The sequence below is a fragment of the Wenjunlia tyrosinilytica genome, assembly GCF_014646055.1.
Lineage (GTDB): Bacteria > Actinomycetota > Actinomycetes > Streptomycetales > Streptomycetaceae > Wenjunlia > Wenjunlia tyrosinilytica.
The window spans coordinates 136516-159051 of record NZ_BMMS01000010.1; the positions used below are offsets into that span (position 1 = coordinate 136516).

General features: G+C 73.3%; 18 protein-coding genes. 9 read left to right on the forward strand and 9 right to left on the reverse strand.

Features of this window, described 5'->3' with window-relative positions; all coding sequences use genetic code 11:
• Positions 1 to 88 precede the first annotated feature (88 nt).
• Entirely contained in the window at positions 89 to 2581 is a 2493-nt protein-coding gene (locus IEY86_RS13450; protein ID WP_189131863.1) for a SpoIIE family protein phosphatase, read from the forward strand.
• Here IEY86_RS13450 and IEY86_RS13455 read toward each other — a convergent pair.
• The gene (locus tag IEY86_RS13455; RefSeq protein ID WP_189131864.1) at positions 2551 to 3837 is read right to left on the reverse strand and encodes a citrate/2-methylcitrate synthase; all 1287 of its coding nucleotides are present in this window, start codon (positions 3835 to 3837) and stop codon (positions 2551 to 2553) included. The genes IEY86_RS13450 and IEY86_RS13455 overlap by 31 nt on opposite strands.
• Before the next feature lie 112 nt (positions 3838 to 3949).
• Between IEY86_RS13455 and IEY86_RS13460 the strand changes: the two genes are divergently transcribed.
• Entirely contained in the window at positions 3950 to 5116 is a 1167-nt protein-coding gene (locus tag IEY86_RS13460; protein WP_189131865.1) for a citrate synthase/methylcitrate synthase, read from the forward strand.
• A 118-nt stretch (positions 5117 to 5234) separates the two neighbouring features.
• Here the strand turns inward: IEY86_RS13460 and IEY86_RS13465 are convergent, their stop codons facing one another.
• Positions 5235 to 5792, reverse strand: coding sequence for an AMIN-like domain-containing (lipo)protein (locus tag IEY86_RS13465; protein ID WP_189131866.1), 558 nt, complete (start codon positions 5790 to 5792; stop codon positions 5235 to 5237).
• Positions 5793 to 5989: 197 nt separating this feature from the next.
• On the opposite strand from IEY86_RS13465, the gene IEY86_RS13470 reads away from it, so the two are divergent.
• The gene (locus tag IEY86_RS13470; protein WP_189131867.1) at positions 5990 to 6280 is read left to right on the forward strand and encodes a hypothetical protein; all 291 of its coding nucleotides are present in this window, start codon (positions 5990 to 5992) and stop codon (positions 6278 to 6280) included.
• A 94-nt stretch (positions 6281 to 6374) separates the two neighbouring features.
• Here the strand turns inward: IEY86_RS13470 and IEY86_RS13475 are convergent, their stop codons facing one another.
• From IEY86_RS13475 to IEY86_RS13485, 3 genes are all read right to left on the reverse strand, one after another.
• Positions 6375 to 8105 (reverse strand): mucoidy inhibitor MuiA family protein, encoded by a 1731-nt coding sequence (locus IEY86_RS13475; protein ID WP_189131868.1) that lies wholly within the window; start codon positions 8103 to 8105, stop codon positions 6375 to 6377.
• Between the two features lie 3 nt (positions 8106 to 8108).
• Positions 8109 to 10331: a DUF4139 domain-containing protein gene (locus IEY86_RS13480; RefSeq protein WP_189131869.1), complete on the reverse strand. Its 2223-nt coding sequence runs from the start codon at positions 10329 to 10331 to the stop codon at positions 8109 to 8111.
• Between the two features lie 123 nt (positions 10332 to 10454).
• Positions 10455 to 10823: a VOC family protein gene (locus IEY86_RS13485; RefSeq protein ID WP_189131870.1), complete on the reverse strand. Its 369-nt coding sequence runs from the start codon at positions 10821 to 10823 to the stop codon at positions 10455 to 10457.
• Between the two features lie 170 nt (positions 10824 to 10993).
• On the opposite strand from IEY86_RS13485, the gene gad reads away from it, so the two are divergent.
• Positions 10994 to 12370, forward strand: a complete 1377-nt coding sequence (gene gad / locus IEY86_RS13490; RefSeq protein ID WP_189131871.1) for a glutamate decarboxylase — start codon at positions 10994 to 10996, stop codon at positions 12368 to 12370.
• Between the two features lie 283 nt (positions 12371 to 12653).
• Here gad and IEY86_RS13495 read toward each other — a convergent pair whose 3' ends face one another.
• Complete coding sequence (locus tag IEY86_RS13495; protein WP_189131872.1) at positions 12654 to 13079, reverse strand: OsmC family protein; 426 nt, start codon at positions 13077 to 13079, stop codon at positions 12654 to 12656.
• A gap of 74 nt (positions 13080 to 13153) precedes the next feature.
• Positions 13154 to 13516: an arsenate reductase family protein gene (locus IEY86_RS13500; RefSeq protein ID WP_189131873.1), complete on the reverse strand. Its 363-nt coding sequence runs from the start codon at positions 13514 to 13516 to the stop codon at positions 13154 to 13156.
• 350 nt (positions 13517 to 13866) lie between these two features.
• Here IEY86_RS13500 and IEY86_RS13505 point away from each other — a divergent pair, with 350 nt between their 5' ends.
• A complete protein-coding gene (locus IEY86_RS13505; protein WP_189131874.1) occupies positions 13867 to 14592 on the forward strand; it encodes a hypothetical protein in 726 nt (241 codons plus the stop codon).
• Between the two features lie 74 nt (positions 14593 to 14666).
• The gene (locus IEY86_RS13510) at positions 14667 to 15917 is read left to right on the forward strand and encodes an FUSC family protein (protein WP_189131875.1); all 1251 of its coding nucleotides are present in this window, start codon (positions 14667 to 14669) and stop codon (positions 15915 to 15917) included.
• A gap of 136 nt (positions 15918 to 16053) precedes the next feature.
• Here the strand turns inward: IEY86_RS13510 and IEY86_RS13515 are convergent, their stop codons facing one another.
• Together IEY86_RS13515 and IEY86_RS13520 are read right to left on the reverse strand one after the other, a co-directional pair.
• On the reverse strand, positions 16054 to 17328 hold the full coding sequence (locus tag IEY86_RS13515; protein WP_189131876.1) for a sialidase family protein: 1275 nt from the start codon (positions 17326 to 17328) through the stop codon (positions 16054 to 16056).
• A gap of 79 nt (positions 17329 to 17407) precedes the next feature.
• Positions 17408 to 18289 carry a SecDF P1 head subdomain-containing protein gene (locus IEY86_RS13520; RefSeq protein WP_189131877.1) on the reverse strand — a complete coding sequence of 294 codons (882 nt, stop codon included), beginning with the start codon at positions 18287 to 18289 and terminating at the stop codon, positions 17408 to 17410.
• Between the two features lie 163 nt (positions 18290 to 18452).
• Here IEY86_RS13520 and IEY86_RS13525 point away from each other — a divergent pair, with 163 nt between their 5' ends.
• The 3 genes from IEY86_RS13525 (at position 18453) to IEY86_RS13535 (ending at position 22515) form a co-directional block, all read left to right on the forward strand.
• Positions 18453 to 20417 carry a Xaa-Pro dipeptidyl-peptidase gene (locus IEY86_RS13525; RefSeq protein WP_189131878.1) on the forward strand — a complete coding sequence of 655 codons (1965 nt, stop codon included), beginning with the start codon at positions 18453 to 18455 and terminating at the stop codon, positions 20415 to 20417.
• Between the two features lie 332 nt (positions 20418 to 20749).
• Positions 20750 to 21457 carry a YoaK family protein gene (locus IEY86_RS13530; protein WP_229698398.1) on the forward strand — a complete coding sequence of 236 codons (708 nt, stop codon included), beginning with the start codon at positions 20750 to 20752 and terminating at the stop codon, positions 21455 to 21457.
• Positions 21458 to 21738: 281 nt separating this feature from the next.
• Positions 21739 to 22515: a VOC family protein gene (locus tag IEY86_RS13535; protein ID WP_189131879.1), complete on the forward strand. Its 777-nt coding sequence runs from the start codon at positions 21739 to 21741 to the stop codon at positions 22513 to 22515.
• Positions 22516 to 22536 lie beyond the last annotated feature (21 nt).

A 22536-nucleotide genomic window follows, 5' to 3' on the forward strand; every position in this document is an offset into this window, starting at 1 on the left:
GACGCGTTGAGTACCGGTGGAGCGCGGAAGGGGAACGGAAGGGGAAATCCGGCGCGCCGATCGGGGCCGGGTGGAGCATGCTGTCGGTATGGCGCGCGGAAGCCGAGGGCCAACGACGTCCGGGACCGGCACCGCCACGGAGTTCGACCGGGTGCTCGCCGAAGGCCTCCTGAGGGCCGTGCGGGCGGTCGAGGGCTACGGCGGAGGCGTCTACCTGCGCTCGGGCAATCGCCGTTCGCTGGTGCTGGCCCTGGTCGCGGGGGTGCCGCGCTCCCTGCTGCGGGCCTGGTGGCGCATCCCCGTCTCGGGCGCCGTGCCCGCGGCCGAGGCCTACCGCACGGGGCGCAGCATCTACCTCGCCGACGCGGGGGAGACCATGCGCCGGTTCCCGCAGATGTCCGTGGGGCTGCCCTATCCGTTCGCCTCCCTCTACATCCCCGTACGGGACGGGGGCGAGATCGTGGGGGTGCTCGTCGTGCTCAGGGCCGCGTCCCACTGGACCGGCCTGACCGCCGCCGAGCGCCGCCGCCTGCGTGGCGCCGCCAATCGCGTCGGCTACGGCCTCACCACGCTCTCCCGCGAGGGCCGGGCGGTCGACTACGACGCGGACCCGGTGGCCATCCGCATGCCGGCCGGCGCCGCGGCCCAGGTCCGGGTGGGGATGTTCGACTGGGACATGGCGGGCGGCGGGATCAGCGCCGACGACGAGGCGTGCGCCATCTTCGGAGTGGACCCCTCGGCCTTCACCGGATCGCTGCGGCAGCTGGCCTCCCGGGTGCTCCCCGACGACGCCAACGAGATCAGGGCCGTGGTGCGGGAGGCCCACGAGCAGGGGCGGGTGCTCGCCCGAAGACTCCGGCTCGCCGCTCCCGACGGCACCGTCAGGCCCGTCGAGGTGTGGGGGCAGGTCCCCGACCGCGCCGAGGGCGAGCCGAGGCACCTGGTGGGCGCCGTCCTCGACCTCGGATCCGGGATCCTCGCCGCGGAGGCGGCCGAGCGGCTGCCGGACGGGATCTTCTCCCTCGACGGGGACGGCAGGCTCACCTACGCCAACCACGGCCTGGAGGTCCTGTTGCGCGTCGACCGCGAGGAACTGCTCGGGCGGTACCCGTGGGAGGTCCTGCCATGGCTGTCCGACCCCGCCTACGAGGACCGCTACCGGGCCGCGATGCTGTCACAGGAACCGACCTCGTTCATGGTCTGCCACCCGCGGGGGGAGTGGCTCGCCTTCGTCCTCTACCCGGACGTGCACGGCCTCACCGGCAGGGTCGTGCCCACCGGACCGCCCAAGGACGAGGCCCGGGCCCACGCCGCCGACCCGTCGATGTTCGAGGCCCCGGGCGCCCCCGCGGTGACGGTGGCGCGGGCCGGAGCGCTCTACCACGTCGTGCAGATGGCGAGTGTGCTCACCGAGGCCGTCACCGTCCGCGAGGTGTGCGCGGTCGTGGCGGACCAGCTCCTTCCCGCCTTCGGCGGCCAGGAGGTGGCGCTGTACCTCATCAGCGACCGGCGGATGCACCTGGCCTGGCAGTCCGGCTACCCGGAGGGGTTCCTCGACCGGTTCGAGGGGGTGCCGCTGGACGCGCGGCTGCCCGGAGTGGACGCCCTCACCTCCGGAGTGCCCATCTTCTTCGAGTCCGAGCGGCACCTGCTGTCCGCCTACCCCGGCATACCGCTGGACCGGATGCGCTCCTGGGCGTTCCTCCCCCTGATCGCCTCCAGCCACCCCGTCGGCTCGTGCATCCTCGGCTTCGACACCCCGCACTCGTTCACCACCGACGAACGCGCCGCGCTCACCGCCCTCGGCGGCCTGGTCGCTCAGGCCGTGGAGCGCGCCCGCCTCTACGACGCCGAGTTCACCCTCGCCCGCGGCCTCCAGCACGCCCTGCTGCCGCACCGGCTGCCCACCATCACCGGAGTGGAGACAGCGGCCCGCTACGTGCCCGGCACCCAGGGCATGGAGATCGGCGGCGACTGGTACGACGTCATCCAGACCAGCCGCGGGGTGGCCGTGGTCGTCGGCGACGTCGAAGGGCACAACGTGGCGGCGGCCGCCACCATGGGCCAGCTGCGCAGCGCCGCCCACGCCTTCGCCGCCAGCGGCGCCGCCCCCGAGGACGTGGTCCGCCGCACCAATGACCACCTCGTCGACCTCGACGCCGGGCTGATGGCCAGCTGCGTCTACGTCGAGCTCGACCCGGGCTCCGGGCGCGCGCAGATCGTCCGGGCGGGCCACCCGCCGCCGCTGCTGCGCCACCCCCACGGCCCGGCCGATGTCCTCGAGATCGCCGGTGGCACCCTGCTCGGCGTGGACCGGCAGGCGAGCTTCCCCGTGACCAAGCTGGACCTGTCGGCCGGATCCGTGCTGGCCATGTACACCGACGGCCTCGTCGAGCAGGCGGGGCAGGACATCGAGGAGGGGATCGAGCTGCTGCGCTCCTCCTTCGCGCACCTGCCCGCGATGGACCTGGAGTCCACGGCCGAACGCCTGGTCCAGTCCGCCCGGCGCTCCACCGACCGGCCGGACGACGCCGCGTTGCTGCTGACCGCCTACGTGGGCACGGGCGAGGGCAGCGGCTGAGGCGGGCGCGGCCCGTCGTACAGGCCGCTCGGCCGCATCCTCAAAGGCCGCTCCCCGTACTCCTCCAGTGTGTGCGCGATCCAGCCCGCGGTCCTGGCCACCGCGAACACGGTCTCGCCCGCCTCGGCCGGCATGCCCGCCGAGACCGACAGCACGGCGAGCGCCAGGTCCGCATTGGCGTGCAGCGGTACATGGCGGGCGGTCGTCTCCACCACCGAGCGGGCGGCCTCCAGCGCGGGTGCCGCCGAGGGCACCTGCTCCAGCAGGGCGAACAGGGTCCGAGCGCGTGGATCCTCGCCCGGGTACAGCCGGTGGCCGAGCCCCGGGACCCGGCGCCCGGTCCGCAGATGGTCCGAGACCACCGCCACCGCGCTGCCGCGCTCCAGAACCTCCGTCAGCATCCTGTGCGCCAGCCCGCTCGCCCCGCCGTGCAGGGGCCCGTCGAACGCGCCGAGCCCCGCGGACACCGCCGCGTAGGGATTGGCCCGCGCCGACGCCGCGACCCGCACGGCCAGCGTCGAGGCCGCCAGGTCGTGGTCGATCAGCAGGACGAGGGCCGCCGCCAGGCAGCGGGTCCACTGCTCGCCCGCGGCCAGCGGTGTCAGCCGGGACCACAGCCGCCGGGCGACCGCGGCGGGGGCGGTGCCGTCCGCTTCCGGCTCGGCGCCGAGGACCGGGAGTGCCTCCACCAGCGTGGCGATCAGCCCTCGCGCTCCGGCGACGACCGTCCGCGGGCTCAGGTCGAAGCGGAGCGGATCGGTGGCCGCTGCGGCGACGGCCGCCGCCCGCAGGCGGTCGATGAGCCCGCTGTAGTCCGGGAGGGCATCGACGGCCCCGCGGGCGGCGGCGAGTGCCTCGCGGGGGGCGGTGAACCGCACATCCGCCCGCATGCGCCCAGTCCACAGCCACTCGGCCACGTCCTCGTAGGCGTGGTTGTCCGCCAGGGCGCAGGCGTCCACGCCCCGGTAGTAGTACCGGTCCTCCTCGATGAGGGTGATGCCGGTGCGGACCGCCGAGGCGGCTCCCACCGCGGGCGCTCCGGCCCCTTCCCCGTCCGCGGGCCTGCCCCGGCGGGAGCGCCGCACCAGCGCGTCGACCTCCGCCTCGTCGAAGGTGCTGCCGCGCCCGCCGGGAGTCCGGCCGCGGTTGAGCATCCCGCGGCTGACATACGCGTACACGGTCTCCGGTTTGACCCCGAGCCGTTCCGCCGCCTCGCGCGTGGTCAGCCGGCGCCCGCCCGCTCCCTGATCCGCCATGAGCCCATCTCACCCCATCGGCGTGCTCGTCCGCCCGCTCACATTGATTCAATCAATATTGACAAGAGTCCAGTCAACCATAGAGATTCGAATCAACGTCAAGGAGGAGACCATGCCGAGCACCATCACCCAGCCGGACGACGCGGTGGACGTACCGCACGGCCTCAAGGGCGTCATCGTCACCGAGACCTCGCTCGGGGACGTGCGCGGCCGAGAGGGCTTCTACCACTACCGCCAGTACTCGGCGGTCGAACTGGCGAGCAGCCGCACATTCGAGGATGTCTGGCACCTGATGTTCGACGGGGTCCTGCCCGACGCGGCGCGGAGGGCGGCGTTCACGGAGCGCACCGCCGCCCTGCGCCGTCTGCCGCCGGACGTCGCCGAGGCACTGCCCGCCATCGCGCGGGCCGGCCGGGCGTCCGGTCCGCTCGAGGGCCTGCGCACGGCGCTGTCCCTCCTGGGCGCCCGAGCCGGATTCCGGCCGCTGTACGACCTCGACGCCGAGCAGCGGCGCACCGACGCCCTCAGCGCCTGCGCGGCGGTGCCCACCCTGCTCTGCGCCCTGCACCGGCTGGGCCGCGGACTCGAACCGGTCGCGCCGCGCGACGACCTGCCCCACGCCGCCAACTACCTGTACATGCTGACCGGCGAGGAGCCGGACCCCGCCAGGGCGCGGGCGGTCGAGCGCTACTTGGTCTCCACCGTTGACCACGGCTTCAACGCGTCAACGTTCACCGCCCGGGTGATCGCCTCGACCGGTGCGGACCTCGCCGCCTGCCTGGTCGGCGCGATCGGTGCGCTGTCGGGACCCCTGCACGGGGGAGCGCCCAGTCGCGCCCTGGACACCCTCGACGCCATCGGCACCCCCGAGCGCATCGACCCGTGGATCCGGGAACGGGTGCTCGCGGGCGAGCGCATCATGGGCTTCGGGCATCCCGTCTACCGCACCGAGGACCCCCGTTCACGGATGCTGCGTGAGATCGCCCGGGGTTTCGGCGGTCCGCTGGTGGACCTCGCGGCGCAGGTGGAGGAGCGGGTGGAGAAGATCCTCGCCGAGCTCAAGCCCGGCCGCGAACTGCACACCAATGTCGAGTTCTACGCCGGTGTGGTGATGGAGCAGTGCGGGCTGCCCCGCGAGATGTTCACCCCGACGTTCGCCGCCGCCCGCGTCGTCGGGTGGAGCGCCAACATCCTCGAACAGGCCGCCGACAGCAAGATCATCCGGCCGTCGGCGCGCTATGTCGGGCCGCCTCCCGCGCAGCCGGTGCCGACGCCGTGACGCAGGAGCCCCCGGCAAGGGGGCCGGCCGGGCCCATGGGCCCCGGCTCGCACGGCGCCCCGGCGGGAGGCGGTCCGGCGCCGGACTCCGGTCCGGGAGGCCCGCGTGGGCGGGGACGTCACCAGGAATGCGCGACGTCCACCACCAGGTGACCCCCCGTCTGGAACACGCGGAACGGCAGCCGGGCCCTGACTCCGAGGCCGACCTGCGTGTCGCCCTCGAAGCTGGAGGCGAACCGCGTGTCCCGGAAGGTGCGGTAGCCGCTCACGTCGACACCCGGGAGGTGACGCCCGGCCTTCCCGTCGTACGTCGGCTCACCGGTCGCGGGATCGTAGCTGGGCGCCGCGATCCGCACCTCGATGACGGCGCCGCCGCCCACGGGGATGTAGTCGCCGGAACCGTCCTGGTACAGCCGGTCCACATACCCCACCCGGAAGCCGATCGCATCGGCGGAGGTGGCGCCCCGGACGTCGAGCACCATCCGGTCGTAGCAGTCGTGCCTGCCGGTCCTGATGTCCTCCAGCGGTTTGTACCCCGACCCCGCGCCGGTCTTCGGCAGGCTTCCCCACCCCGTCGGGCAGGGCGCCGTGGCCGCACCGGCCGCGGTGACCGGTCCAGCCGCCAGCCCCAGTACCGCCAGCGCGAACGCGGTGAGCACGGTGATCCACCGTCGCATGGTTACCCCCCAGTTGTCGCCTACAGGTGCTTTGCTGTCCTTGTTCAGACTGGTGAGACCCATGGCAGGTTGCCTTCGGCGGCGGACCGGCCGCGCGATTGGCCGATTCCTGGTGGGGTGTCATACGGGGCTGGCAGACTGTCAGCAGTGCCAGGGGCGAGCGGCCTGGCTGAGTGAGGGGACAAGGGGAACAGGACATGAGCAGCATCCGGACGTTCATCGACACCTGCCTCGACGCAGACGAGCGCGCGGTCCGGCTGTTCGAGAGCTCGGGGCACACCCTTGTGGTGCCGGACCCCATGAGCCCGCGGCGCGTCCTGCTCCAGGCCGAGGCGCTGCGCGTGGTGATACGCGCGCACGACGAGGACCCGTGCTCGGCCTGTCTGAAGGCTCCGGACAGCTGCCCCACCTACCGGGCGGTGGCCTCGATCTGGCGCGACGAGCCCGACTTCGAGGAGCGCTGGCAGGGCATCTCCACCAGCGCCTGAGGCGGCGTGCGCACGGGGCGGGCCCCGTCCCGGGGCCGCGGCGCGTGTCGGCGCCGGGCCCGTCCCGTGGTGGCCCGGCCCGTTCGGGGCGGGGCTACAGCCCCGTGACCGCCGCCGTCGCCACGATCTCGTGGACCAGCGCGATCTCGCGTCGTTCACCCGGTGCCAGGTGGAGCTCGTAGCGCACGATGCCCTCGGCGTCGACGGAGTCCGGCTCGGGGCGGCAGGCGTCCTTCTTGAGCCGGATCTCCACCGCGGAGACCTCGGACACCGGGATGCGCTCGCGCACGACGACGGGTGTCGTCCCGCCCTCGGTGGGCACGTCGAGCCTGGACACGAACAGCCGTACCGTACGGGTGATCACCGTGCGGCTGTTGATGCCCGCCATGCCCGTGGTCTCGCGCTGCTCCTCGACATGGCGCACCACCCGGTAGGTGTCCTCGCTGCCGAAGGCCAGCCTGACCTCCTCGCCGGGACCGGCGAAGCGAAGCTCCCCGCGTCCCACGAAGCCGCTGCCGCGCACCAGGTCCACCGGCCCGGCCAGCAGGACATGGCCGCACTCATTGGTGACGACCGCCTCCTGGGCCACCAGCGGTGAGAACTCCGGTGAACTCGTCCGCTCCGCCCGGCACTCGGCGGTGAACGAGGACAGATGGATCCGGTGCGGCCTGCCGTCGCTCGCCACGCTCACCGGGACGGGAGCCGCCATGACGCGCACCTCGCCGCCGTCCTCGAGGCCGGGCAGCTCCGTGCGCCGGTCCGCCGCCCCGGCGGACTGCGCGGCGAGCGCCAGGATCTCCTCCTCGCGCAGATCCACCTCGACCGTGCGCCGCTCCTCGGCCGAGCGGTCGCGCAGCACGAGCACGTCCTCGGCCAGCGGGGGAGGGCTCGCGGCGAGTGTGGGGCGGGCGGTGGACAGCGACAGCCGTACCCGCGGCCAGTCCTCACCCGTGCGCTGCCAGACCACGGCGTCGGTCTCCACACCCACCGACCGCCCGTCCGGCGCCAGGGTCGCCCGGTAGGCGGGCCGCCACAGGGCGCACGGCACCAGGTGGACCACACGCAGCACGGCACGTCCGGCCCGCTCGGCCTCCACGACCACCTCGACGACGGCGGTGAGCTCCTCGGGCTCCCCCTCGGTCCGCTCCAGCGCCTGCCGGGCCTCGCGCAGGCGTTCCCGCGACTCGTACAGGCGGCTGTCGACCTCACGCAGCTCGTCACGGCAGGGCTCGGCGCGGCTCTCGATCCGGTCGAGGCCGGCCCCCCAGCGCTCCGGGTCGGCCTCGCCCGCGCCGGCGCCCTCGCAGATGTCCCTGATCAGGTCCGCCCCGGCCTGCTCGATCAGGCCCAGCCGGCTCTCCAGGCGCTCCCGCAGCCGGGACACCTCGGCGATCTCCCTTTCGAGGGCGTGGACCTCGCGCCGGACGGCGGAGGCGTCCGGCCCCGGCCCATCGGCGGGAGCGGGTGTGTACGAGCGCACGACCCGGGCGTCGATCACCTTGGCGAACGCGCCCGTGCCGCCCGTGGCGCCCGCCCGGTCCCCGTCGTCCGTCCCGCCCGCGTCCTCGTTCCCGCCCGTGGCGCCCCCGTCGACGGCGACATCCACGCGCAGGGAGCGGTCCACGGCCAGCGCGGTCACCGGCCCGACGCGCAACCGCTGTACGCCCGCGGCCAGTTGGACCTCGCCCCGACGCTCGACCTGGGCCCGGTCCTCCAGGCAGGTCACCGCCGTGATCGGCAGCTCGACCGGCTCGTCCGCCGTGCTGCCCCGGTCGTCGTTCGCCGAGGAGGTGGTGACCGCCTCGGCGGGTGTCGTGTGCGTCATCGTTCAGCCCCTCCGGTTCCCGCCGACCACGGCTTTCCCCGCGGGGACACGGATCCGGTACCCGCCCGTCAGTGTCGTCGTGCGCCCCGGCGGCAACTGGGCCCTCCAGAGACGGCTGCCGCGCACATACCGGTCGTCGTGCGGCTCCTGCGGATCAGACCACGGCGGATTCGCCGAGGTCTCCTCGATCCGGACGTCCTTGTCGTCGCTGACCGGCACCCGCTCGCGGACCTCGACCACCACCGGGTGCGGCAGCCGGTTGGCGACCTCCACCTCGATCACATGGTCGAGCACCACCGTGCCTCCCCGAAGCCCCGCGGTGGACTCGTGCGTCCGGGTGCGGCGCACCACCTGCACGCTCTCCACGACTCCGACCCCGACCCGCCGGCACTGCCCCGGAGCCAGCGTCGGCAGCGGCGCGGTGAGCACGAAGTCCCCGTCCACGGTGATGTCGGCCGGTCCCGCCAGCAGCGCGCGGCCGGAGGCATTGGTCAGGAGCACCGTGCCGTAGACGGACTGGTCGACCGAGGGCACACACACGTACTCCCAGGCCGTCTCCACGGGTATCTCGCAGACCGGGACGGTGTGCCAGACGCCGTCCGCCTCCACGTCGACCGGGGCCGCCGTGTCGTAGCGGTAGTCGAAGGACCCGGCGGAGTGCCGCACCTCCACCGCGTGGGCCGGCTTGGCGAGCCGGGACACCGATTGCGCCCGGCCGCGGTACTCGCGGACGACCGGATCGGTTCCGGTGCCGCGCGGCCGCAGCCTGCCGCGCGAGGTGCCTTCGTCCGGCCCGGCGAGGACCAGCCCGGCGTAGTCGAGGAGTTCGTCGGCGGGTGTCAGGGGCTGCGCGGGCGCGGGGCCCGGCTGCGGCGCGGGGCCGCCGGGCCGGTTGGGCGCACCCGACGGCGTCCTGGGAAGGCCGCTGCGGCCGAGTGACCTCGCCTGGGGCGGCAGTGGCGCGGCTCCCGGCGCGGGCGGGGGAGCAGCGGCGGCCACCGCCGCGAACGACGGGGGCGGCGCCGCGCCGTATCCGCGCGACGACTCCGATTCCATCCAGTCCGCCGCGCCCCCTGCGCCGTCGGGAGCGCCCGCCGCGGCGGGCGCCATGGCGGCGGGCGCCGCGGGGACGGAGGGAGGAGGCATCGCCCCGGCGGCCGCGGGCCGCACCGGAACCGTCCTCGGCGCCACGGCGCCGTCGTACCCGGAGAACAACTCCTCCAGCCCGGCGGGAGGTTCACGCCAGCCGGGGGTGGCGGGCTCCTCCTGCCGCCGCCCTATCCGCAGCGACCGAAGCTCCGGCGTCCGCGTGCGGCGCATCAGGTCGGCGGTGGACAGTCCCAGGCGCACCCCGGTCCAGTCCTCACCCGTGCGCTGGGCCACGCACGCCCGCAGGACGAGCACCCCGCCCGCGGGACGCGCGCCGCCGGAGCTGTCCGCGGTGGCCCCGCGCTCCAGCCGCAGCTGGTACACGGGCACCCAGGCCGCACCGGGTACCTGGTACTCGAGTTCGAACTCCACCCGGGCCGAGGGCTCCTGTGCCTCCTGCGCCTCGCCGGCCCCCGCGGGTCCGTCGAAGTCCAGCACGGCCGCGCACTCCTGGGAGGCCCTTGCCGAGTGCTGAGCACTGGAGGCGTCGTCGAGCCGCCGGGCGAACAGGTCGACGTCGTGGTCGGCCCGGCGCAACTCCTCCTCCAGCGTCCGCAGGCGTTCGTGGAGCAGGTCCAGCCGGTCGCCGACGAAGTCCGCGAGGGCGAGGATCGCCTCGACGGGCGCCCGGCGCGGGGGGTCACCCCGGCGTGGCCGCGGCGGTACGGCCCGTACCGCCGCCATCAGCTCGATGTCCGCGACCAGCCGCTGCCGCCGGTCCTCCAGCGCGTCCCTCGTGGCCCGGGACTCCTCCAACTTCCGCTGGAGGGCGGGCAGCCGGTCGGCCGGGCGCAGGGCCGCCGAGACCTCCAGCCGGACCCCGGTCACCCTCAGCCCCCGCGGGCCCGACAGGACCCGGCCGCGCAAGGAGTGCTCGGACACGGTGAGGGGGAGGCCGCCGACCCGGACCTGGAAGGCTCCTGGCCCGGGCACGGTGGCCCGCGCACGGCGGGCGCACACCGCTCCGGAGGAGTGCACCACGACCGACTCCAGCACGGAATCTGCGCGCACCGCGCCGTCCAGCTCGCCGTCCTGCACGCCGTCCGTGCCTTCCCCGCCGACCAACTCCACCGTCATCGTGCCTCCCCCGGAACCCGATCGTCGTACCACCCTAGTGGCCGACCGCCCTCGCACGAGGGCCGGTCGAGGACGGATCGGGCGGCCGGACGAGGGGGCTGGAGCGGGGCGTCGACGCGGGCGTCAGACGGGCGCGTGGCAGACGGCCTCCACGTTGTTGCCGTCGAGGTCCCGGACGAAGGCGCCGTAGTACGAATCGTGGTACATCGGCCACTCCTTGGGCTCGTGGAGCACCTCGGCCCCCGACTCCACCGCCGCCGCGTGGAAGGCGGCGACGGCCTCCCGGTCCCGGGCGCTGAAGGCGATGTGCACCTCGCGCGGCTCGCCCGGGGTGGTCACCGGGCCGAGCCAGAAGTCGGGCTTGGACACGCCGTATCCGATGACGTTTCCGAACTCCATCATGCGGTGCGCGCCGAGCGGGGCGAGGACCGCGTCGTAGAAGGCGGCACTGGCCGCGACGTCCTTCACCTGAAGGGAGAGATGATCGATCATGGCGTCAGTTTCGCACATGTGAGCGAATTTCTCGCTCCCTCGACGGATGTTCGCCGCACGTGTCCGCGCGGTCACCCGGACGGCGCACGGCCCCTCGCGGTGGCCGGGGGCGGCTGTCTTACTGGAGCCGGAGCGGTCGATCCGACCGGAGCCGAGGAGGAGGATCCGCCGTGGCGCTGCACAAGGTGACCGAGGACATCCCGCCCGCGTTCGAGGACGTCTACAGCACGGATGTGAGCGAGAGCGGGCTGCCCCGCCACCGGATGCCGGACACCCCGAGCGACCCGAGGGCGGTCTGCGCGCTGATCCTGGACGAACTCGCCCTGGACGGGAACTCCTCGCAGAACCTGGCGACCTTCTGCACCACCTGGGCCGAGCCCGAGGTGCACAAGCTGATGGACGTCTGCCTCGACAAGAACATGGTCGACAAGGACGAGTACCCGCAGACCGCCGAGATCGAGTCCCGCTGCGTGCGCATCCTGTCCGACCTGTGGCACTGCCCGAGCGGCCAGGCCACCGGGTGCTCGACCACCGGCTCCAGCGAGGCCGCCATGCTCGCGGGCCTGGCCCTCAAACGCCTCTGGCGAGCCCGCAGGCAGGCCCTGGGCAAGCCCGCCGACCGCCCCAACCTGGTGTGCGGGCCGGTGCAGGTGTGCTGGGAGAAGTTCGCCCGCTACTTCGACGTCGAGCTGCGGCAGGTGCCGCTGGAGGCCGACGCCACGGGACTGAGGCCGCATCAGCTGCGCGACCACGTCGACGAGAACACCATCGGTGTCGTCGGCATCCTCGGGGTCACCTTCACCTGCGACTACGAGCCCGTCGTGGAACTCGCCGCCGAACTCGACGCGATCGAGGCCGACACGGGGCTCGACATCCCCCTCCACATCGACGCGGCCAGCGGAGGCTTCATCGCCCCGTTCCTCCAGCCGGACCTGGTCTGGGACTTCCAGGTCGACCGTGTCGTCTCGATCAATGCCTCCGGGCACAAGTACGGCATGGCGCCCCTGGGCGTCGGGTGGGTGGTGTGGCGCAGCGCCGACCGGCTACCCGAGGAGCTGGTCTTCCGCGTCGACTACCTCGGCGGCGACATGCCCACGTTCGCCCTCAACTTCTCCCGCCCCGGCGGCGCGATCGTCGCCCAGTACTACTCGCTCCTGCGCCTGGGCCGGGCGGGCTACGCGAAGGTGTACGGGGCGTGCGCCGCGACAGCGCAGTACCTCGCGGGCGAGATCGCGGGGATGGGCCCGTTCACCCTCCTCTACGACGGGCACGGGGCCCTGCCCGCCGTCTCCTGGACGCTCACCGAGCCCGACCGCGCTCCGTTCAGCCTCTACGAGCTCACCGACCGGCTGCGGACGCACGGCTGGCAGGTGCCCGCCTACCCGCTGCCGGGCGGAAGGGCGGACACGGTGGTCCAAAGAGTCCTGGTACGGCACGGCATCGGCCGCGACAAGGTCATGCTGCTCGCCCGCGACATCCGCACGTCGGTCTCCCACCTCACCTCGGGCGTACCCGCCGAAGCGGCCCACCCCGGCTTCCACCACTAGGAAGCCGTGCAGACGAAGCCGTGCAGACGAAGCCGTGCAGACGAAGCCGTGCAGACGAAGCCGCGCAGACCACTGTCCCCGGGACGCCGCCGCAGCGCTCCCGGGGACGGTGTACCACCGGTGGCGGAGAAGGGATTCCTGGAACTCGCGTCCGGTCCGCCGCGCCGAAGGGAGCCCCCGGACCGGGTCCGGAGGGCTCCGCCCCGGCAGTGCGGTGCCGGGGCGGAGGCCGGTGGCGGGAAGGATGTGACCCGCCGGGCACCCGGTGCGCCTGCCGGCCGGCTCAGGCCAGCTTGGCGGAGAGGGTGATCTCCACGGCCGCGAGCGCCTTGGACACCGGGCAGCCGGCCTTGGCGTTCTCGGCGTGCTTGAGGAACTCGGCCTCGTCGATGCCGGGCACCTCGCCCACCGTCGTGAGGTCGATGCGGGTGATGGCGAAACCGCCCTCGACCGGGCCGAACTGCACGGCGGCGTCCGTCTTCACCGAGGTCGGCGGGTGCCCCGCCGACGCCAGCATGTTGGACAGGGCCATCGAGAAGCACCCGGCGTGGGCCGCCGCTATGAGCTCCTCGGGGTTGGTGCCGTCACCCGATTCGAAACGGGAGTTGAACGAGTACGGGCCGTCGTAGGAGCCGGAGCCCAGGCTCACCGTGCCGGAGCCGTCCTTGAGGCCGCCCTGCCACTGAGCTGAAGAGGTGCGAGTCGTCATGGGCCCCAAGTTAGCCTCCACGGCTGCGAGTCGCACACGCCATAGAGCCGTTTGTCCGGTCCTTCCAGTGGTTCTCAGGGGCGACGCAGCACCGACCGGACCGCGTCCTCGGAACGGCCCACGACCGCGGTCCCGTCGTCGGCGGTGATGATGGGGCGCTGGATCAGCGACGGGTGGGAGGCCAGGGCCTGGATCCACCGCTTCCTGGCCGGCTCGTCCCTCGGCCAGTCCCCGAGTCCGAGCTCGGCGGCGGCGGGTTCACCGGTGCGGGCGATGTCCCACGGCTCGAGGCCGAGGCGGGCCAGTACCTCCTCGAGCTCCCGCTCGGTCGGGGGCTCCTCCAGGTACTTGCGCACGGTGTAGTCGGCCCCGGCGGCGTCGAGCAGGGACACCGCCGAGCGGCACTTGGAACAGGCGGGGTTGATCCAGATCTCCATGCCCTCGACTCTCCCACTCCGGCGTCCCGTGAGGCAGGGGCGGGGGTGCCCCCTGTGGCCCGGGGGGGCCGCCGGGGGGACCATGGACAGGTGAGCGAGGACCGGGAGAGCGCGGCGAACGAAGATCCGATGGAGGACGAGCCGGGCGGCGGTGAGGCCGTGTGCTGGCTCGGCCGTGTCTGCGACGAGTGCGGCGCCCTCGCCGACGATCGTCCTCCGACCTCGTGCCCCCGGTGCGGAGCGTCAATTACCACCAACTGAAAAGCTGCTAAAAGCCTCCGTACTGATCCATTCGGGTGTTGGAGGGTTCAGCAGGGTTGCCTGCGGGCAATACAGGCGTTGGTTCGGGCATGGACTCCCGTCAGTTGTGGGAAAAGCACGCGGTTCTGGCGGAAGCATTCTGCTTCAGCGACGATCAAGTCAGCGCTGCCCAGGGCACGTTGGACGAGGCACAGGCACAGCGGTCCCGGCTGCTCGCCGCCTTCGCCGTCACCGTGGGCAGCGACGGCGCCGTGGCCGACCTGCTCGGCCTGAATGAGCGGGAGGTGCGGGTGGCCCGGCGCACGGTGGGCCGCGAGAACGCGAAACGGGTCGCAGGGGACCTGCTCACCGCTCCGCCCGCACCGCCTGCCGCGCAGGAAACCGTCGAGGTCGAACCGGAGGCCGACACGCTGCACAGCGTGAATGTCCCGCCCCCGGTCCACGCCGCGCCGATGCCCCCTCCGCCGCCACCGCACGCGGTGCCGCCGGTCCAGGCCGTCCCGGGCTATGAACCGCTCGGCTACGAGCCGCTGTGGACCGCGGCCATGGATGCCCTCCTCATCCGCGGGTGGCAGACCGGCCTCGACCTCCAGGTGCTGGCCGCCGAGCTGGGGATCGACCTCGCGAGCCTGATCGCGCGGGCCCAGCAGCTGTCCTACGAGGGACGGCTGATGGCCGCGGCGGCGCCCGAGGACCGGCCCCGCTCCGGACGGCACCGGCGCAACCGCCACGAGGACCAGTCGCTGGGCGAGAATGTCGCCTACCTCCCGCACCAGCAGAGCTGGCCGCACACGGCGCAGGGCTACGTCTCCTGAACCGGGGACCGCCCGCGCCGGGCGGGCGCATCCGCTGAGGTGTTCAACACCTGCCACCGGGGGATACGTGCAGCGTGTCCGCCGTACCCGAAGCCGTCACCAGTCTCGTCAGACGGCGCAAGGACCCCATCGTCGTGCAGACGGTGCGCTCCTGCGTGGGAGCCGTCCTGGCGTACGTCGCCGCCCTGGGGCTGACGGACAACCCGGCACCGCTGACCGCGCCCCTGACCGCGCTGCTCGTCATCCAGGTCAGCCTGTACGCGACCTGGACCACGAGTATGCGGCGTGTCGTCAGCGTCGTCGTGGGTGTGCTGATCGCGTCGGGGTTCAGCGCCGTCGTCGGGCTGAGCTGGTGGAGCCTCGGGCTGGTGATCATCGCCTCCCTGGTCGTCGGCCACATGGTGCGGGTGGACGAGTTCGTTCCCGAGGTCGCGATCAGCGCCATGCTCGTGCTCGGCGTCAGCCATGTGGCGGCGACCGCGTGGAGCAGGGTCGCCGAGACGCTGATCGGCGCCGCGACAGGTGTGCTGTTCAACGCGCTGTTCGCCCCACCGGTCATGGTGCAGCCCGCGGGCGAGGCCATCGCCGACCTCGCCGGAAGGATGCGCAGACTGCTGGAGCGGATCGGCAGGGAGCTGCGCGGGGGAGCCACCCCGGAGCACGCCGTGGCCTGGTTGCAAGAGGCCCGCCGCCTCGACCAGGAGATCGTCCGCGTCGACGCCGCGCTCGATCTGGCCCAGGAGAGCATGCGCTTCAACCCCCGCGTCCGCCGCGGCCTGCTGGCCAGGCTCGTCCTGCGCAGCGGTCTCGACACCCTCGAGATCTGCGCCGTGGTGCTGCGCACGCTCAGCCGCTCCCTGACCGATCTGTCGTTCGAGCGCGGCGGCGAGCCGGTGTACCCGAAGGAGGTGTCGGAGGCCCTGTTCGAACTGTTCGCCCACGTCGCCGACGCGGTGGACAACTTCGGCCGGCTGATCACCGCCCAGGTCACCGCCAACGCCGAGCGGGCGGAGGCCGCGCTCGGGCAGGCACTTGCCATGGGACGGGCGGACCGCCGCCGGATCGCCCGGCTCCTCCAGCGCGAGTCGCGGCGGCAGCCGGAGCGGTGGCAGCTCCACGGCGCACTGCTGGCGAACGTGGACCGGCTGCTGAACGAGCTGGACGTCGAGAAGCGCTCGCAGTGGCTGGCGCAGGAGCTGGACCGCCACACCAGGACGCCCCCGGCCAGGAGGACCGCCCTTCAGCGCATGCGCCGCAAGGCGGCCGTCGCCCACAAGCGGGCCCGTCGCCAACTGCGCTCACCCCGGAACCGCAAGCGCTCCTGACCACGTGCCGCCCGACCGCTGACCACGTGCCGCCCGACCGCCGACGGCCGGCCCCCGACCGCCGGCCCCCGACCTGCCTGCCCGCCCGTCCCCGCCTTCTGACGGCAGGTGGCTTCGAGGCGGCTGCCGCCACCCGCTACGGCCCGCCGAGCTCCGACAGGGCGATACGGCGGAAGACGATGGAGTCGTGGTAGGTGGTCGGCCCGGTCTCGTACAGCAGCCCCACGGTGGAGCGGTCGAGCCGGACGAGGTCGGAGTACCCGGCACGCTCCGGTGACACCTCCAGTCCCGCGCGCCACGTCGCCCCGGCGTCGTCGCTGACCCGAACGGTCATCCTCGCCCGCTTGGTGGGGTGGGCCGGAGCGGAGAACAGCAGGGCCTGCCGTCCGAAGGGGGCGTGGCCGACATAGAGGGTGCTCGCCTCGACCACGGGGCCGACCAGATCGGGCCGGGGCCGGTAGGGGCCCAGCATCCTGGTGCCGCCGCCGAACAGATAGGTGTCGGCGCGGGAGACCCGGGTGGAGCCGTACTCGTTGCGGGTGTTGGCGTAGACCAGCCCTCCGGGCAGCTCGGCGAAGGTGGTCTCGTTCAGATGCAGTTCCTCGCCGGGAGGCTGCTCGAGGTATCCGACGGCCCAGGTCCTGCCCCCGTCGTCGCTGTAGAGGGAGTGCGCGCCATGGCGCTCGCGCATCCCGTTCCCGTCCGGATCCGGCTCCAGCCACGAGTGGTTGGCCGGGGCCAGCAGACGGCCCCGGTGCCGGCCGTGGCCGAGCGCGATGGCGTGGCCGGGACCGGTGGCGTACCAGAGCCACCGCGCGTCCTTGACCGACGCCGTCAGGTCACGGGGCCTGGACCAGCTCGCCCCCGCGTCCTCGCTGGTCTGCACGTAGACCCGCCGGGCATACGGCGGAGCGACCCCCCGCCGCACCTGCACCGGGGTGTACCGGCCGATGGTGCGGCACGTCAGCAGGACCGTTGTGCGCGTTCCGGGGATGACGACGGGCGTCGGATTGCCCGCGGTGTCCTCGCCGGCGTCCGTGACCACCCGCAACGGACCCCATGTGCAGCCTCCGTCGGTGGAGCGGCGTTCGACGACGTCGATGTCGCCGTCGTCCACCGCCGAGAACCGCCGTCCCTCGGCGAAGGCGAGCAACTGCGCCGGGCGGCCGTGGCTCACCCGGACGACGGCGGGGATGCGGAAGGTGTGGTATCCGCCGGTTCCGGACACGAACGGCACCGAGGACACACAGGCGCGTCCTGCGGGTGCCGAGGCGCCCTCGGCGAAGGCGGTGGAGGCGGCGCAAGGGGCCGCGGCCAGGCACAGGGCGAGGACGACGGCGGCCGACGAACGCCCGGGCGCCGAGGCGGCCATGGGCTGGGTCGGCACGGGGGAGTGATCGCGGACTGCCATTCGATCAGTGTGTGCGCGCGACGCGATCTTCCCGCGACGGCGCGGCCGTCGGCGGCGACGCTCACCCGTATCGCCGTCGTCAGCCCTTCGGCCGGGTGACCTCCGAGCCCTCCAACCGCGTCGGCAGGCTCCCGGAGCCGATGGCCGCCGCCAGTTCCTCGGCCTTGTCCCGGGTGAACCCGCCGGATATCTGCACCTTGCCTCCGGGAATCCGGCTCATCACCGACGGCGCGGACATCACCACGCCGTCCAGGACGATCGCCAGCCGGTTGCCCCCGGTCGGCTGCTCGGCCGCCAGCTTCTGCGTGAGGTCGCCGAATCGCTTGGCGCCCTTGGCGGAGAAGGTGACGTTGATCTGCCAGCCGCCGCTGTCAGGGCTGATGGAGGCCGAGGCGTCGCGCACCTCGCTGCCCCGGACGGCCACCGGCCCGAGCGCGAACTTCTCCTGCCCGTCCTGGGCACACGCGAGAAGCGGTCCCGACGGCTCAGGGGGCGCTTTCGCCGGGGCGGCCGGACAGGTGAGGGCGTCGAGCTGCCGCCGGACCTCGGCCGGGGGGCTGCTCGCCCCGGACCCGGATGCCGGGACCACTGCCGTCACGGGTCTGAAGTCCAGGGCGCCCTCGCGCCCGAGGCCGGAGAGCCGGTCGGCCTCGTCGCCGCGGGCGGTCACGGTGATGTGCCCGTCCTCGACGGAAACCCCTGCCCCGCTCAGATGCATGAGCTCGGTCCTGCGTCGCATCCGGTCGGCGGTCCGCTTCAGCTGATCCGCGCTCAGCGCGTCGACGGGGGTGAAGGTGATCGAGGCGGAGTCCGTACCGGGCAGGCCGTCGGGCGCGGGTCCACCGCTGCGGCGCGACGAGTTCTTGTCCGAGCCGTCCGAGCCGTCGGAGCACCCGGTCAGGACGGCGGCCGCCAGAACGGTGACGGCGGCGGCGCTCATGAGCGAACGAGTTGTCAGCATCCCCGCAAGTGTCGGGCGTTGGCCCGGTGTGTTCAATCGGATCGGCCAAATGTCATACGAACTAGTGGGCGTCGAACGCCCTTTTGGTATGGGCGTGTGGAACGCTAGAGTCCGCCCGGTGACGCTTCCTCCTCGAAACGCGCATGCGCGGCCGACAAGCGCCATGGCGGCCGCCTTCATCGCGCTCATAGCCCTGCTGGTCGCGCCGACCACCGCACTGGCGGCCCCCGGCGGGGCCGGCGCGGGCGCCGGAGCCGACGGCACCGTCCACGGCGGCCTGAGCCGCCCCGACTACTCCTACGCCAACGCGATCCGTGAGTCCGTCTGGGTCGACACCGGGTTCGACGCGGACTCGGACGGCCGCACGGACCGGGTCGCCGCCGACATCATCCGGCCGCGTGAGCCCGCCAGGGCCGGACGCAAGATCCCCGTGATCATGGACGCCAGCCCGTACTTCGCGTGCTGCGGACGGGGCAACGAGAGCCAGCGCAAGACGTACGACGCCCAGGGCCGTCCGGTCCAGTTCCCGCTGTTCTACGACAACTACTTCGTGCCCCGCGGGTACGCGGTGGTCCTGGTCGACCTCGCGGGCACCAACCGCTCCGACGGCTGTGCGGACGTCGGCGGCCGCTACGACGTGGGCTCCGCCAAGGCCGTCGTGGACTGGCTGAACGGCCGGGCCACCGGCTACAGCGAACGCGGTGGAGGCAAGAAGGTCAAGGCCGGCTGGACCAACGGCAAGGTCGGCATGATCGGCAAGTCCTGGGACGGAACGATCGCCAACGCAGTCGCCTCGACCGGAGTCCGGGGGCTGAAGACCATCGTCCCCATCTCGGCGATCAGCTCCTGGTACGACTACTACTTCCAGCAGGGCGCCGCTCTCTACGACGGCGGCCCGCAGTGGCTTTCGGACTACGTGGAGAGCGCCGACGCCAAGCGGAAGTGCGCGGCGGTGCAGCAGCAGATCGTCGACGGAAGCCCGCGCAACGGCGACTGGACCTCCTTCTGGCAGGAGCGCGACTACACCGCCCACGCCGACAAGGTGCGCGCCAGTGTCCTCCTCGTCCACGGCAAGCAGGACCTGAACGTGCGCACCAAGCACTTCGGGCAGTGGTGGGACCGTCTGGCCGCGAACCATGTCGAGCGCGGGATCCGGCTCTCGCAGACCGGGCACGTCGATCCGTTCGACTTCCGCCGCGGCACCTGGGTGGACACCCTGCACCGGTGGTTCGACCACTATCTGCTCGGAGTGCGCAACGGTGTCGAGCGCGAGCCCATGGGGAGCATCGAGCGCACCCCCGACCACTGGGCGGACAGCGCCGAGTGGCCCGCGGCGGCCACCAGGACCACGACCGTCCGTCCGCGCCCGGGAGCCGTACCGGGTCTGGGCACCCTCGGCCTCGCGCCGGCCGGGCCCGGCAGCACCGAGTCGTTCACCGACGACCCGAAGATCGGCGAGGACGGCTGGTCGGCGAACGTCGACAGGCCGACCCCGGCGAAGGCGGCGTTCACCACCGGGGTGCTGAAGAAGGATCTGCGCCTGAACGGCTCCGGCTCGGTCACCCTCACCGCGGCCTCCTCCACCACCAGCGCGCATCTGTCCGCGGTGCTGGTGGACCTCGGACCGGCGCGGATCCGCGACTTCGCCGCGGCGGGCGAGGGCATCAAGACGCTGACCACCAAGTCCTGCTGGGGCAGGAGCACCAAGGGTGACAGCGCGTGCTACAAGGACACGGCCGCCGACACGGCGAAGGTGGGATACACCGTCTTCAGCCGGGGCTGGGCCGACCTCGGCCACTACGGCTCGGGCAAGCACGGCGTGCGGCTGACTCCGGGCAAGGCGTACCGGATCACGGTGCGGCTGGCCGCGACGGACCACGTCGTCCCCGCCGGGCACCGCCTCGCCCTGATCGTCGCCGGTACCGACGCGGGGCTGCTCGAGCCCGCCGACACCAAGCCCACGGTGACCGTCTACCTGGCCCGCTCGTTCGCGCGCCTGCCGCTGGTGGGCGGTTCCAGGAACGTACCGCCGTCCGCGACTTCGCCGGCCGCCACGGGCAGACCACTGCACGGCCTGCCCGGCCCGGTTCTGAAACACCCCCTGCCGGGGAGCGCGTTCCTCGGCTGACCCACGGGTCCGCGACCCCTTGAGCGCCGCCCCGCGCAGTCCCCGGTGGGGCGGCGCTGCCGTGCCCCGCCGAGCGCGTCCCGGCCCGGCCGCACAAGCCTCCCCGACACGGCCTCCCCGACACGGCCTCCCCGACACGGCCTCCCCGACACGGCCTCCCCGACGCCGCTCCCCGACGCCGCCCTCCCCTGCACCGCCTCCCCGACACCGCCGCGGATGGCGCAATCGGGGCCGCCGCGGGTGCGGCGAAAGGAGAGTTGGCGCATCGGCTGTCCGCATGGGGCGGGTCGGGGGACGCGAGCCGGAGGCGACGCTCGGGAGGGGCTGCGGTCGTGGCGGTGACGCGGGGGCTGCCCCTCACGGCGGTCCTGGTGGGACTGACCGTCACCACGGGGATGGTCGAGGCGGTCAGCTACCTGGCGCTGGGGCATGTCTTCACCGCGATGATGACGGGCAATCTGCTCCTCCTGTCGTTCGCCTGCGCCGGAGGCGGCGGTCTGTCCGTCGCGGCCTCGTCGGTGTCGTTCGGGGCCTTCGTCGCCGGTGCCGGGGCCGGGGCCCGGCTGGAGGCGGCTCTCGGCGCCCGGCGGCACAGGTGGTTCGTGATCGCCCTGGTCGTCGAGGCGGTGATCCTCGCGGCGGCAGGACTGACCGCCTGGCGTATCGAGCCGGTCCAGGAACAGATGTCCGGGCGGTACTACGGCGTGGTCGCCCTCGTCGCCGCGGCCATGGGGATCCGCAGCGTCACCATGCTGCGTGCCGACATCCCCGACCTGGCCACCACGGTCGCCACCCGCCTGCTGACGGCGCTGGTCAATGGCGTCTTCCTCGGAGCGGGGCACGGCCCCGACCGCCCGGCCGCCGAACGGCGGGAGGCGCACCGCGGAGCCACCGTGGCCGCGATGTTCGCGGGAGGGCTGCTGGGGGCGTGGCTGCTGCACCTCCACTGGCGGCCGTACGCGCTCCTTCTCCTGGTGGGCGCCGTGGTCCTCGTCATCGCCGGGGCGTACGCGTTCTCTCCCCGCCATCGGCGGCTCTAGGCCCGACCCGGGAGGGGGCGGCCGGGCTCCGGTGCCGCCCATGCTCGTACAGGGCCTGCCCGGCAAGGGCTCCCGCGAAGACTGCACGACGCCGTGGACCGGCTGACCCGCCAGGAGGACCGGCTGGAGCGCCCGGCCGGCAGCCGGCTCCCCGAGCCCGACGCCCGGCTGCTCGGCGGGGATCCGAATGGGGGCATCCCGTCCCCGCGGGGCGGACGTCCGCACGCCGGCGGGTAGGCGTCGTACCGGCGCGTCAGCCACGGTATGCGAAGGAGCCGGTCATGCTCACCACCAGCTACGTCCCGGGCGCACCCGGCTGGATCGACCTGGGCAGCCCCGACACCGGGGCCGCCGCCGACTTCTACGGAAGCCTGTTCGGCTGGGAGCTGGAGTCGGCGGGTCCCCAGGCGGGCGGGTACGGCATGTTCCGCCTCGGCGGCAGAACGGTCGCCGCGCTGGGTCCGCTCACCGAGGACGGAGCCGCTTCCGCCTGGACGGTGTATTTCCACACCCCCGACGCCGACGCGACGACAAGAACCGTGGAACAGGCGGGCGGCGCCGTGCGCTTCGGGCCGTTCGACGTGTTCACCGCCGGGCGCATGGCGGGGCTCACCGATCCCGACGACGCCCGGTTCGCCGTCTGGCAGCCCGGCGACATCCGTGGGCTCGGACTCGTCACCGCCCCCGGGAGCCTGTGCTGGACCGAGCTGTACACCCCGGATCCGGCGCTCGCCCGCCGCTTCTACCACTCGGTGTTCGGGTGGGAGGCGACGGACACGCCCTTCGCCGGGGCCACGTACACCGTGCTGAGCACCGCGGGGCGGGGCCGGGAGGGGTCGTTCGGAGGCATGGTGCCCCTGGGGCGCGCACCGGGGGCGACTGCGCAGTGGCTGCCGTACTTCGAGGTGGAGGACTGCGACCGGGTCACGGCCGACGCGCGGAGCCTGGGCGGGCGGGTGACCATGCCGACGGTGGACGCCGAGGACGTGGGCCGCTTCGCGCACCTCGCCGACCCGTTCGGCGCCGCCTTCGCCGTGATCACCAGCGCCGGGACATGACACCAGGGTGTTCTCGGGATC

Excerpts from the sequence above, each read along its gene's own strand:
- IEY86_RS13450 (WP_189131863.1), top strand. The coding sequence starts at position 89 with ATGGCGCGCGGAAGCCGAGGGCCAACGACGTCCGGGACCGGCACCGCC.
- IEY86_RS13455 (WP_189131864.1), bottom strand. The coding sequence starts at position 3,837 with ATGGCGGATCAGGGAGCGGGCGGGCGCCGGCTGACCACGCGCGAGGCG.
- IEY86_RS13460 (WP_189131865.1), top strand. The coding sequence starts at position 3,950 with ATGCCGAGCACCATCACCCAGCCGGACGACGCGGTGGACGTACCGCAC.
- IEY86_RS13465 (WP_189131866.1), bottom strand. The coding sequence starts at position 5,792 with ATGCGACGGTGGATCACCGTGCTCACCGCGTTCGCGCTGGCGGTACTG.
- IEY86_RS13470 (WP_189131867.1), top strand. The coding sequence starts at position 5,990 with ATGAGCAGCATCCGGACGTTCATCGACACCTGCCTCGACGCAGACGAG.
- IEY86_RS13475 (WP_189131868.1), bottom strand. The coding sequence starts at position 8,105 with ATGACGCACACGACACCCGCCGAGGCGGTCACCACCTCCTCGGCGAAC.
- IEY86_RS13480 (WP_189131869.1), bottom strand. The coding sequence starts at position 10,331 with ATGACGGTGGAGTTGGTCGGCGGGGAAGGCACGGACGGCGTGCAGGAC.
- IEY86_RS13485 (WP_189131870.1), bottom strand. The coding sequence starts at position 10,823 with ATGATCGATCATCTCTCCCTTCAGGTGAAGGACGTCGCGGCCAGTGCC.
- IEY86_RS13495 (WP_189131872.1), bottom strand. The coding sequence starts at position 13,079 with ATGACGACTCGCACCTCTTCAGCTCAGTGGCAGGGCGGCCTCAAGGAC.
- IEY86_RS13500 (WP_189131873.1), bottom strand. The coding sequence starts at position 13,516 with ATGGAGATCTGGATCAACCCCGCCTGTTCCAAGTGCCGCTCGGCGGTG.
- IEY86_RS13505 (WP_189131874.1), top strand. The coding sequence starts at position 13,867 with ATGGACTCCCGTCAGTTGTGGGAAAAGCACGCGGTTCTGGCGGAAGCA.
- IEY86_RS13515 (WP_189131876.1), bottom strand. The coding sequence starts at position 17,328 with ATGGCAGTCCGCGATCACTCCCCCGTGCCGACCCAGCCCATGGCCGCC.
- IEY86_RS13520 (WP_189131877.1), bottom strand. The coding sequence starts at position 18,289 with ATGCTGACAACTCGTTCGCTCATGAGCGCCGCCGCCGTCACCGTTCTG.
- IEY86_RS13525 (WP_189131878.1), top strand. The coding sequence starts at position 18,453 with ATGGCGGCCGCCTTCATCGCGCTCATAGCCCTGCTGGTCGCGCCGACC.
- IEY86_RS13535 (WP_189131879.1), top strand. The coding sequence starts at position 21,739 with ATGCTCACCACCAGCTACGTCCCGGGCGCACCCGGCTGGATCGACCTG.